Below are 13,357 nucleotides of genomic sequence, written 5' to 3'. Positions count from 1 at the left end.
TTCACCCATGCGGCTATGGAAAGTTCCTGATCTATCTCAAGGGTACTGTTGTGGGTCGCCGTTGCCAGATTACCGCTTTGACCTGCCATGTCAAGTGCCAATCCTAAGACCCCCTGCGTCCATGTCACTCCACTGGTATTCTGAATGGTCGCATCGTTTCCTTTACCTGAATGATCCACAAGTATATTTCCTGATCCCTCGTCCATCTTCCAGTGCCCAACGAGATCTTCGTCAGGGTTGACAACCGTTTCCTCCTCAGTAGTAAAGCTCCATACCTCCGACCATTCTGAATTTCCATCTGCGTTTGAAGCCAAGACCCTCCAGAAGTAAGTGGTAGTTGCCGCAAGTACAGGGGTGGTGAATGTACTGATTGTAAGCGCGGGATCTTCTGCAATGATGTTTGCAAAATCAATATCGGTTGCAAGCTGTATGCTGTAGTTTTCAGCATTTGAAATACTTGTCCAAATTAAGTCAACCTCAGTTTCTTGGTTGACAGCTCCATCTGCCGGAGAAGTCAAACTAGGAATATCGGGTAGGTTTACAGAGGATACTGCAACTGTAAAATTGATTGTCAGCGGAGTTCCTGAGATGCCACCTCCACCGGATTCAGAGTATGGAGTAGCGGTAAGCGTATAATTGCCAATATCCAGATTAATTCCTTCATTAAACAATAAGGTATAAGCACCGCCATTGTCAAACCTTGAAAGGTTGATTGGTCCACTTAAGGATAAGAAGACAGACCCTACAACTGTAGGGTTGGTATTCGCCCTAAAATTAAGAGATTGGCTGCCTAATTCATCCAAAAACAAAACAGTACTTTGTTCTAATCCCAAAATATCCAGTGTGTTTTCAGGATTGATAAGGGTAAAGCTTTCTACACTGAAAATATTATTTGTAGTGAAACTCCAAACTTCCGACCATTCCGAATCACCTTCAGCATTAGAAGCAAGGACTCTCCAATAATATGTCGTATTTCCATCAAGTTCAGAAGAAGTGTACGAATTGGTTTCGATATCCTGCATATCTACAAAGGTCGACGAAAAATCAGCTATTGTAGAAACCTGAAGTCTGTAAGATTTGGCAATTGCCTGTTCTTCCCATTGAAGGGTTGGTGTAGTTCCTAATCCTGTTGCCGCATCGATAGGGCTTACCAAACTTACTTTTTCGGGCACTTGAATCAAATCATCGATGACTGAAAACTGTACAGTCAAAGATTCACCTACTATACCACCTCCATCTACTTCGCTGTAAGGTATAGCAGAAAGGATATAATTACCCTCCAAAAGGATCAATCCTTCTCCCAATAATCGTAAAGTATAGGGAAATCCATTATCAATTCTGGTAAACGGAACAGGACCTGTCAAAATAATCTCAGTACTACCTATAAAATCAGGAATTGTATTGGCTCTGAAATTTAATGCTAAGCCGTTTATTTGGCTCAACAATAATTGAGACCCTTCATCCAAAGGTGAGATTTCAACTGTATTGTCAGGATTAATCAAGGTAAAGCTTACCACTTGCAATGGGTCCTTAGCAATAGGAATCAAAAGCTCTTCATTTACCCCAAATTCAACCAACAAGTTTGCTTCCGGATTTACCTTAGTTCCCAAATAATTGATAGTAAGATTAAGTAGACTATTGGGTAAAATCAAAGACCCTGAATAATTCATTTCACCCAGATTGAATTCCGCTGCATCTGTTCCCGTAAAGGAAATATTTCTGATAAAAACCCCTTGGTTACCATCTGATACTGAGAGTTCCACATTTACATTTTCACCAGGCAATTCAATTGTTTCGGGGCCTGAAAGCATACTTTTTAGAATCGCGGTACCTTGAGGATTGTTCAATCCATAAAACTCCATGTTTTTCTGGTTTCCAGAGCCTCGGGTTGGTGATCCTGCTGCCACGAATAGCCCATCTCCTGATACAATTCCTTGTGTCCCATGTCTCTTGAACTTGAGGTTCGGCCCCGTGCTCCATGTTTGTTCCTGGGGATCAAAGATTTCAGTGATATCCAATGCATCGGTATTGCCTCCACCCGGGATTTCTCCTCCTGCCACAAACAATTTATTTTTAAAATTAGCTACCACTGCTCCCGCCCTTGGGGTGGGTATATCCAAAGCGCTGGGTAGAGTGGACCAAGTACCCGTTTCAAAATCATAGACATCAACTTCTCTGATTACAGGGCCGAAAGTATTGATTCCACCTGTTTGCCTGCCAGAAGCTACATAAATTTTAGTTCCAATAACAGTCGCATGGAAGTGGTCTCTTGGCCTTGGTGCATCAGGCAATATTGTCCATTCTCCCGTTGCAGGATCAAATTCATCAAAGTAAGATACATATTGAGCGTTATGCCCCAATCTGTTTCCGGCTACCATGTAAAATTTATCATTATATACCACTAGACCCGCTGAACCTCTTCTCCTATCCTCCGGAATTTCAGGACCTTGGATATATTGCTGGTTGACAGGGTCAAAAATCCAAACATGACTTGCAGGTGTTTCATCAGGAAAATTATTGTTTTCAAATGCACCTATTATCCAAATATAACCCTTGTATTCAGTGGCTTGGAAATGGTTAAAACTCAATGGGGCAACATTATTCAGGGAATTCCAAGAATCTAGTTGGTAATCATATATATCAATGGTTCTGGAACTTTCTCTTCCACCCATCAAATAAAATGCCTCACCGGCCTGAACAAATGAATTTTCATGTCTTCCTGTATAATTCTGATCCTCATTCAGAAGATTCCACGAATCAAAAGGCAAGATCGTCCAGGTAAAAGTCATAAACTCTTGATTGGGAACAGGACTGTTGGAATCGGTGACAAAAAGGGTAACAGTATAAGGGCTATTCGGGAGAGCGCTTGGATCTACTTTCCCATAGAGTCTGCCATTGACTGACTCTATATCCACTCCAGGAGGCAAATTGCTTGCACTATAATGCAGCGTGCCCACGCCGCCTGAAGCAGTGAAAAGTAAATCACCGGCCAAATCTTCATTCACAGTATTGATTTGATCTGGGATGGGATTGGTAATGACAATGGGTTCAGCTGGGGTAGTATCCAATATTTCAATGGCATTGACAGTGGGATTACCGATTTTTTTGATGAATTCAATATTCAAAGAACCGTCGGCTACTGATGATTGAAATTCAACCATTCCTCCAACTTGATGCCCAAATAACTCTATTAAATCAAAGTCACTTTGTACTATTTGCTCTTCAATTTTAAGGTCAAAAATCCTGTCCCCGATATTTGAAGTGCTGGCATCACTATTCCCAAAGTATAACCTTATCTTGTAAATACTATTGGAAGCAGGTATGCTGAAAATCATATTGTCCCCTCCTTCACTTTCCCTTTCTTGGGCAAAAATTCCGGCAAAGGTAATTTCATCAATGTATTCAGGAATAGATATATGTCTATTCGCATAACTGAAATTACTTGGCTTGACCAATCCTGTATTGACAGTATAACCATCTCCCGAATAATTGCCTGCTACATTGTTTGCTCTCCAATTGGGAGAATCATTTTGCCCCTCAAATACCTCACCTCCGGCATTGATTCTAAATACAATTTGCTCTGCCGGGATGACCTGAACATCAAATGACTGTTCAATAAAAAACCCAGCTGGATTGGCAGCTTTAATGGTGATGGTCCCTGAGGCAGGGTTTTCCGGGAAATTCAATATCAATTGGTTATTTTGAATAACTGCCGATATTTCCTCATTGGTATTGGTAAAGGTGAAAATCAGATTTCCACTGTAATTATGGTCATCAAAGTAATTATTCAGATCAAATTCTCTTTGTGGAGATCCAACCTGTCGGCTAATATCAAGCAAGGGGTTAATGACAAAGGGTCTCTCCCCATATACTTTGAAATAATCATAAATGGATAAGAATTCTTTTGTTTCATCTGCTGAACTTCCATAAACACCGATTGCCAAGGGTTTGGCCATATCTTGAACTGCCTCAAGAATTTTTCCTGAAAGGACAATTGTACCCATACTGATGATAGGTCTATTGCCAATTTTGATTTGTGGTTCAGCTGTTCCAAGATTTGGATCTACCCGGAACATAAACTCAACGGTTTCAGAACCCAATGGACGGTCTTCCACTGCCAGTGGAACAACTAGAGGGTTAGGATCAGGAAGATCCTCAATTTCCAAAGCAGCCATTATTCCTGTTTTGGTAAATACCAATTTCAGGAAATTGCTTTGGGTTCCATCACCCATCTGAATTCCCAATTCCCCCGCATGATCTATATCATAGAACATCTGCGGCCCCTGAAAGCCTAAAAGCCCTCCAATGACCAAAAATTCCCCTGATTCGGTGCCAACATTTACTCCGAATTGGAATCCTTTTTTCTGATTATTTGCCAAACCATTAGCAGTACCTCCTGTCATGGCTATTTGTATGGCACCGGCTGCACCGCCATAAATATCATCAGGAAGAGGTCCTTCGTTAATTTTATCCAACCAATTTAGCCAGTTAGGATTAGGAGCGCCGTTATTCATTAAGCCTGTTAGTCCCAAACCTCGGTAACCAAATGGTCTACCTAACTCATCTGTTTTGTCAGAAAACAATTCATTGTTAATAGGTAAATCTGATGGGCTTCCCAATTGGAAAGGATCCAATTCATCCCAAATACCATCACCGTCATCATCCAAGTCATTCAGGTCAGAGACAAAATCTCCATCAAAATCATTGGGTCGTGATGCTCCTGAACAATAATCAGTGCCATTGTCAATTTCGTCCTGATTGGTATAGCCATCCCCGTCGTAATCTGCATCAGGATCAAAAAACGGATCATCGGGTAGAGGACAAAACGGATTATTGGAAGGAGTGAGTATACTGACCCTATTGTCAAATGTAGCTACCCAAATGGTTCCCGGAAAAATATCCTCATCTCCCTGACAGGTAATCCCCAAGGCATTACCGCCGTTCAAATTCCATTTATCCTCTTCTAAGGAAAGTAAAGAACCGTCAGGATTTAACCGGACCAAATGTAAAAAACCTTGATTCCTTCCACCGATCAATGCCCCTTTTAATGCTCCGCCAAAATTAGAAGCCTTATATTCATCAATCCCATTGCTATTTCTTTTCCATGTGGTTACAAATTCAGGTTGGGGACCATTGGGATTGACCAATTCAGGATCTCGATAATCAGCTTCTTCGGGATTAGACAAACTTAAAGGCACAGGAGGCCAATTCACTGGTAAGGAAGTCTGTGCATACTCATCAAATCCGGGTTCACCCGGTGCGATTGGTGCTAAAATTTGGGTTCTAAAAATTTCATTCGGAGTGTACAATGGGGTGAGATTGGTCCAATTGCCATCATCGCCAAGAGATTTGGTATACAAGCCCGCGCCTCCCGGATTAAAAGGAAAGGAGGCTCCTAGGGAATAAGGAGTTCCGGGGTTCGCGCGAATAGGGGTCGGATGCCCCCCGTAAAAAGCACCGGGCTGATAGGTTTGAATGTCCTGGGTAATCAATAAAATATGATCCTGATTTCTGACATGCTCCCCACTTGCAGATTTATTGGTGCTATTTCCACCAGGTTCACCTATTAAATAATTATTGGTAATCGTAGTAGGATCACCTTCATTTTCTGGCAATCCCCCCCAGTTAGTATTAGGGCCATTGTCTGTAATAAAGACTTTTCCAGCCTCTGTAACCACAAAATCGTAAGCATTTCTATAGCCTGCCGAAAATATCTGTACCGGTCCTCCCTCCACTACCATGGCCATATTCAGGCCGTCATTTCCTCCAAAAGGATCTCCTACATCAATGCCGTCATAATCGGGATGGTTTGGATCATAGATACCGTTTATATTTGGCCTAGAAGGATCATCAAGTGTTGGAATATCATATTTATATTGTCTTCCTGAGCTTGGATCTATCTGGGTAGGCATAGCTTCAATGGCATCCAAATCAATACTTAGAAGTGCTGCGGAAAGGGCATATTCAGTAATCCAAGTAAAGTTGGTGCTGGGTGCCCCTGCATTGGTGAACCCTCCACTAGCTACCAATAAATAAGGTTTATTGTTGATAATGGTAAATTCAACGGCATTGGTAGAATGGTTTTCTTCAGATCTTGGAAGCCCTCTGACCAAATCCACCACATCCCATGAAGTCCCATTCCAAGTTAATTTGGTAATAATACCCGAATTGGTGTCCAAGACCTTATCTCCTGATGGACCTCCCCAAGTAGGGTCACTGGAACCCACATAAATAATCGGATTTTCAGGGGTGCCTACGACTTCTATCCCGGTAATCTGTCTGTCTGATCTACCATTCCAAGCAGGAGTACCAATATCATCATGGTTGGGAATGTTTTTTACATCAAATAAAATTTCGTGGTCCACTACGGTATAACTATTGTATCCCGTATTTTCTATTCTATAAATTTGAATTTCACCCCTTCTCCTGGAAAGATATAACCTGTTATCAGGTCCGAATTTCAGAGAAGTACCTTGGGAGGGCGGGGTAAAGCCATTAAAATTCAAAGTGCTAAGGTCAAATTCCACACTTTGGGCTCTTAATTCAAGGGAAGTAAACAACAATAATCCTACAAAAACTGAAAGGATTTTGGATGTTTGGGACAAGGACAAGTAGTTCATAATGATATTCTTTAGTAGGAAGAAAAATAAACGATTACTTAATCATGCGAGATTATTATAGGTTGATAACCTGTTTTGCAAATAAATTTCTTATTTGCTTAAATTGTGTTCTGCTTAATTTTGGAGAAAATAATTAGTAAATCATACCTTCTTTTTTGTATAAAGTTAATATTGTTCAAATCTATAAATATTATTTGAAATATAAAAAAATGAAGCACATATTACTTTTTATGATTTATAAAAAAAAATAAATTAGATTATAGATCTATAACAAACTGAGTTTTTATTATTTTGTAAAATAGAATGATTCAATGATTTTTATCATAAAAATTTAACCAAATACAGGGGTAAAGATGATTTGATACATTCTAAAAAAATTATAGATTATAACCATCAAGGCTTTTAAATCTGATTTTTTTCACAATAATTTTTTTTAGTTAACCAGTACAATTAACTTGCTTTCAGAATCAGACCGTTAAATGAATAGATTGTTTTTTTAATATTATTCACTCCCGCTTTAACATCCCATTAAAACTAATTATGGCTAAGTTTTTATTTACCCAAGTACAAAATATTGAAATGATTGTAAAAGGAGGAAAGCCCTCAGGAGGGGCTGTGGTTGCCACGCATGCTTGGATGCAATCCCTAAATGCATTAGGTCATGAAGTTTACTTACTGCGTTCGGAAGAGGATGAAAGACGGATTTTACCTGAGTATGAATGGGTAAATACATACAAGACCTATCATTCAAACAAAGGTATACCGGTAATCAGATGGGTTTATTATCGGTTTCCAAAGCTTTTTAAAGTATTTAAGACATTGAAGCCAGATTATATTATCAATTCTATTCCTGGATGGTCATCTTATTTTATGTCCCTGATGTGCCAAAAACTAAATATTCATTTGATTATAAGACTTGCAAATGATAACATGTTGGACGAAAGAATCAAGCTGACGCACAGTTCTTTTGAAAGATATTTTATTTCTAAAGCTTTTCAAAATTGTCAATTTATTATGGCACAAAATGATTTTCAATATCAAGCTTTGCGAAATAAATATCCGGATAAGCGCATATTAAAAATCTCTAATCCTTTTGTAATTGATAGTAAATTTCAAAAATGTAAGATAAAGCCGGAGGGATATATAGCATGGGTCGCCAATTTCAGGTTTCAAAAAAACCTTCAATTACTTTATAAAATCTCTGTGGCTATGCCAAACGAGAAATTTCTCATCGTAGGAGAACCATTGATACCATTAGATCCTGAATCTGCAGAATACTCAGAAAAGATAAGGAAATTACCTAATGTAACTTTTGCAGGAATGGTATCAAGAAATGAAATACTTCAGGTGTTTCAAAAAGCAAAATTTCTTTTAAATACCTCTCGTTATGAGGGTTTTTCAAATACCTTTCTTGAAGCCATGCAAACAGGAACACCAATTCTCAGTACGCCGAATGTCAATCCTGATCAAATCATTTCAAAACACGGTTTAGGTCTTTTATATCAGAATCCTGTTGATTTGGAGCATGTACTGAGAAACCTTTCAGATGAAGAGTATGCCGAATTTTCCAAAAACTGTATCAATTACATTCGGGGAAATCACGATCACTTAACATTAGGTAGGAGGTTCATGGATTTTTTGAAAGAAGAATAATTCGTTAATAGTGACGACATTTTTTAAGGGATCAAAAAAATGAACTAATGGGTAGTGATAAGTAAATATTGCTGCTTTGAAATGTTAATTATTTTAAAGCTTCATTTCCAATATTTTTTGATTTTCGATAAACTTACGTATTGAAGATACAGATTTTTCCCAATGATACTGCTGATTTACTTTTTTATAGCCGTATTTACCCATTTCTTGACCCAATTCCGGGTTATCCAATAGATAAATAATTTGAGAGGCCATACCTTGAATATCCTTGAACTCCAATAAAAATCCATTTTTCCCTTTTTCTACAAAATCAGGTAGGGCACCGATATTAAGCGCAACTATGGGTAACTTATAGGACATGGCTTCCAAATAGACTATACCAAAAGGTTCTCTTTTGGAGGGCATACAAAAGATAGAAGCGGATTCATAGTGTTTTTTCACTTCCTGTTTGGGCAACCTGCCCCATATTTTCACATTGGGGTGTTGGATGTCAGGGCTACAGCCGACAATATTCAAGATTGCATCCGGATGTTTTTGATAAATTAATTTGAAAGCTTCAAACAATTCAGGCCCACCCTTTCTTTCCCAAGCTACCCCTACAAACAGAATGTTCTTTTTTTGATACCTTTCCAATAAATATTGTACATCCGTTTGGGATATATTGGCTCCGGCAAAAACACATTTTACCTTGTTGGAATCGATATAATATTGATTTAACAATGAATTCTTTACATGATTGCTCATGGTAAAGATTCCGTTGGAATTTTGATATAGGGTAGTCTCAAAGTCAATCCAGTCCTTGGAATTAATTTGGTTCCGATTGAAATCAGGATATCCTAAATTGACCAAATGAGTATGGTCCGTATAAATATAATGAGGACAAAAAACCAAGTTACCATTAAAATTGGACTGAGTTTGGAAGGAAAAAACATAATCTTTTTTTTTGACGGCTTTACTTATTAATTGATTGGTGAGTTCCCAATAGTAGATGCTTTTTGAATAACTACCTTTTACACCTTTCCATGAAAACCTCTTGGTATGAATCAGTGTTTTGTAGATTAGTTTGATTTTTTCTTTTTTACTCATATTCTTGAGTAAGGCTTTTAGATCAATAGTTTCAATTTTATATTCTGGAAATATTTTATAGAATGCTTTTAGGACTGATTCATTTATTAGAGAAAAAGAACCAAAATGGAGGAAGAGAATTGTTTTGTTACTCATAAATAGTTTGTATTTTTAAAAATAAAAACAAAAATATTCTTTTAATAATATTAATCAATGATTTCTTGTTTAATAAATATTTGTGTAAATAAAGGTGCCAGTAAAATGGTAATTCCATTAAATTCTCTCTAGGAATCTGAAATTTTCGGTACATTCCAGCATGTGGCAGGGGACTTCCGACCTCGTGCAAATAACTATCGGGAATCCTAACTGTTTGTTATAGAATATTGGGTTAATAGGATAGTAAGATATAACCAATTTTGTTACCAACACAATCCTTGGTAATTCGGTAAATGCTCTAACTCAGGCAATCTGAATAAATCAATTACTAAAGTTTGTTCAGCCAAAATTTGCAGATAAGGACTTGCATCAAAATTTTTTTGGTTGACTAAGATAACATCAGCATTTTTCAAGGCTTCCAAAGGGTCATTGGTGATCAAATCAGAAGGATGGAGTAGATGTTCTTCAATAAACTGTTGGTTGATACCGAAAAATTTCGATAAGTGGAATCATTTTCCGATTAATCTATCTAAAATAGCCACAGAAGGACTGTAACTTAAATCATCAGTTCCTTCTTTAAAGCTCAATCCCATCAATGCTATATTTTTCTTTCCTGTGCGGTGAATCATTTCAAAAGCAATGCCTTTTTGGTTTTTGTTGGATTAAATTAAATCTTATTAGAAGCCAAAGCTGAATCCTGATGATGGAGTGCAAATATGATTAATTCCTTTTCAATAAATTATAGTAAAGAATTTATAGAAAGGTCAACTATGAGTGTCTGATGTGTGTTGTAAAATATTTTTTTTATTATAAATTTATATCTTTATTTATCGTAAAAGTTTGTCGTAGTAATTTAAAATGAAAATTTTAATCGATATCAATCACTCCGCCCATGTCCATTATTTTAGAAATTTTTACAAAATCATGTCCAAAAAATGTCATAAAAACCTTTTTGTTTTGAGGAATAAGGAAATTGAGCATCGTTTACTAAGTTCTTATGGAATTCCCTTTAAAGATAAGGGCAAATGATAAGATGGAAAAATCGGAAAAATAATGTATATGATTTATGAAAATTTTAAACTTTTTAAAATAGCCAGAAAGTTTAATCCTGATTTATTTCTTAATTTTCCTCACCCCTATACTTACCAGATGGAGAGTTTCTTAAATAAGCCATTTTTGGTTTTCAGTGATACCGAACATGCGCCTCTTCATCATAAACTTACAGTTCATTTTGCTACAAAAGTATTTACTCCGGCTTGTTACAGGTTAGATTTAGGTAAAAAACACTTTCGGTTTGAATTATTGAAAAATCCTGATTTGGAAAAGGATATAAAGGCTAAAAGAGAAAAGCTGCTTTCTGAGAAATCGGATAACACCCAATTTATGATGCAGGAAGTGGAAAAAATGAGTTCTGTTGAAAAATATTCAATTAATTTCTGATAATTGAGGAGCGTCTATATGAAAGTACTATTTGTATCCAGTGGCAATAAAAGAAATGGCTTGAACCCAATTATTCAGTTACAGGCTAAAAGCATAGAAGAAAAAGGGGTCGAAATTGAGCATTTTTTAATTTTTGGTAGTGGGATTAAGGGTTATTTTTCAAATATTTTCAAATTGAGAAAACACCTTAAAAAACATTCCTATGACCTGATTCATGCTCATTTTGGATTCTCCTGTATTGTTGCCCAATTGGCTAAAGGGAAACTGCCTTTACTGGTCACCCTCATGGGCACAGATGTTTTGGGACGAAAGGACCTCAAAGGGAAAATGAGTTTGGGAAGTAAAATTATATTATGGATCAATCATTTTTTTGGAATATATATTTACGACGCAGTTATAGTCATGAATAGGAAGATGAAAGACATGTTTCTCAAAAGAAAAGGTCCTACCTATATTCTTTCCAATGGAGTGGATACCACACTTTTTCAAGAAATCCCAAAAGCAGAAGCATTGAATTATTTGGGATGGGATCCAAATTTAAATCACTTTCTATTTATGGCCAACCCAAATAGACCTGAAAAAAATTATCCGCTTGTCCATGATGCTATTAAAATATTAAAGGAAAAGGGAAGGCCTGTAAAATTGCATGCGGTATTTCAGGAGAAAAGTGAAAACTTAAAATATTATTTCAGTGCGGCCACGGCACTTTTGATTCCATCATATCATGAGGGTTCACCCAATGTGGTCAAAGAGGCTTTTGCCTGTAATTGCCCTATAGTATTCACTGATGTAGGAGATGTGGCAGAGACTACTGCTGATTTAGAAGGCTGTTTTATGGCCCCTTACGATCCAGAGGGATTCAGCAAAGAAATTATCAAAGCGATTGAATTTAGAAAAAATAAGCTTAGAATAAAAGGAAGGGAAAGAATTAAGAAATTGGATTTTGATAAGGAAGTTGTTGCCGAAAAGATTAAGCAGATTTACATTCAGTTATATTTAGATAATTAGTTTCAAATTGATTTGTTTATTTTGGATTACCAAAATCTTTTGTTTTTTTAAATTACCGGTATAAAAGTGGTAAAAAAAAATTGTTACTTGTATATTTTAAATCGAAAATCAATCAAAATAAATAATGAAAACCAAAATTTTGTTTTTTATAGGTTCTCTTGGTTCAGGAGGGAAAGAAAGGCGGTTAGTTGAATTATTAACATTCCTAGATAATTTAAATAAATATGAATTAATATTAGTTTCGAAAAATAAAGAAATTTCTTTCAAGAAATTTTTTGAACTTAATGTCAAGTGGATAACGCTTGACTCACTGTTTTCAGATTTAAAATCAGTTTTACAATTTTATAGAATAGCAAATAAAATAAACCCGGGAATCATCCATACTTGGGGTTCTGTACAAACATTTATGGTTTTACCCTTTATAATTAAAAATAGAAATGTGAAATTGGTAAATAGTCAAATAACTGCGGCTCCTCCCAAAATCAGTTTAAAGGAAAGGTTAATCAATCAAGTTAATTTTTATTATTCAGATGTGATTTTATCAAATTCTTATGCAGGTTTAGAGGTATACAATCCACCTAAAATTAAATCAAAGGTAATTTATAATGGATTAAATTTCGATAGATTTCAAAATCTTGCTGTACCACAAAATATTAAGAATGATTTTGACCTGAAGAATAAATTCACAATAGTAATGATTGCCTCCTTTTCAAAAAACAAGGATTATGAAAAATTTTTTAAGGTCGGGATTGCTTTAAATGAATTGAGATCGGACTTTACATTTATTGGTGTTGGTTTTTTTAAGGCCGATTTTCCGGATTTGTTTAATGAAGCAATTGAACTCACTAAAATTTACCCTAATCTTAGACCAATTCCAGGTACCTCTAATGTTGAATCATTGGTAAATGCTTGTGACCTTGGAGTACTTTTTTCAAATACTGAAGTTCATGGTGAAGGTATTTCTAATTCAATTATTGAATACATGGCACTAGGAAAGCCTGTAATTGCAAATGACGCTGGAGGTACTAAGGAAGTGGTTAGAAATGGGGAGAATGGATACCTGATTAAGGATGAAACACCTGAGCAAATAGCAAAAATGATTAATTCTTTACTTGATAATCCGGATAAAATGAAAGAAATGGGTATGAATTCTAAAAATAGAATTCTGACTGAGTTTACCCTTTCAAGAATGGGTGGGGAATTTGAAAAGGTGTATAAGTCATTGATTTGATTTTAAAATTCTTTAGCTTTGATCTATAAATCACTCTATTAAATCTTTTAAATTAATTAGAAATAATATCAAGTAAATTTAAATTTCTCTAAAACAATGAGTAACAATAATTTGCTTTTTTGAAAAATTTAAAGAAATATTTTCAATTCTAAACATATTTTAAAGCTTAAAAAATAATGAATTA

The 13,357-nt window shown here is 36.1% G+C and carries 7 protein-coding genes; 5 read left to right on the top strand and 2 right to left on the bottom strand.

Annotation, left to right across the window (positions count from 1 at the left end; all coding sequences use genetic code 11):
* The coding region (locus HMJ38_RS20270; RefSeq protein ID WP_194976267.1) for a malectin domain-containing carbohydrate-binding protein at nt 1–6,620 on the bottom strand (6,620 nt) is incomplete at its 3' end.
* Nucleotides 6,621–7,160: 540 nt separating this feature from the next.
* On the opposite strand from HMJ38_RS20270, the gene HMJ38_RS20265 reads away from it, so the two are divergent.
* A complete protein-coding gene (locus HMJ38_RS20265; RefSeq protein WP_194976266.1) occupies nt 7,161–8,273 on the top strand; it encodes a glycosyltransferase family 4 protein in 1,113 nt (370 codons plus the stop codon).
* Between the two features lie 93 nt (nt 8,274–8,366).
* On the opposite strand, the gene HMJ38_RS20260 is transcribed toward HMJ38_RS20265, so the two are convergent.
* On the bottom strand, nt 8,367–9,494 hold the full coding sequence (locus HMJ38_RS20260; protein WP_194976265.1) for a glycosyltransferase family 4 protein: 1,128 nt from the start codon (nt 9,492–9,494) through the stop codon (nt 8,367–8,369).
* An 858-nt stretch (nt 9,495–10,352) separates the two neighbouring features.
* Here HMJ38_RS20260 and HMJ38_RS25665 point away from each other — a divergent pair.
* From HMJ38_RS25665 to HMJ38_RS20245, 4 genes are all read left to right on the top strand, one after another.
* Nucleotides 10,353–10,523: a DUF354 domain-containing protein gene (locus tag HMJ38_RS25665; RefSeq protein WP_317174575.1), complete on the top strand. Its 171-nt coding sequence runs from the start codon at nt 10,353–10,355 to the stop codon at nt 10,521–10,523.
* 24 nt (nt 10,524–10,547) lie between these two features.
* On the top strand, nt 10,548–10,934 hold the full coding sequence (locus HMJ38_RS25660) for a hypothetical protein (protein WP_317174574.1): 387 nt from the start codon (nt 10,548–10,550) through the stop codon (nt 10,932–10,934).
* Between the two features lie 18 nt (nt 10,935–10,952).
* Complete coding sequence (locus HMJ38_RS20250) at nt 10,953–11,942, top strand: glycosyltransferase family 4 protein (protein ID WP_194976264.1); 990 nt, start codon at nt 10,953–10,955, stop codon at nt 11,940–11,942.
* Nucleotides 11,943–12,066: 124 nt separating this feature from the next.
* Nucleotides 12,067–13,173, top strand: a complete 1,107-nt coding sequence (locus tag HMJ38_RS20245; RefSeq protein ID WP_194976263.1) for a glycosyltransferase — start codon at nt 12,067–12,069, stop codon at nt 13,171–13,173.
* The last annotated feature ends 184 nt before the right edge of the window (nt 13,174–13,357 follow it).

Origin of the sequence: Aquiflexum lacus (genome assembly GCF_015476655.1) — a bacterium.
GTDB lineage: Bacteria > Bacteroidota > Bacteroidia > Cytophagales > Cyclobacteriaceae > Aquiflexum > Aquiflexum lacus.
The sequence above is the reverse complement of the archived record's forward strand: the minus strand, read 5'-3'. Positions and strand labels throughout refer to the sequence as shown.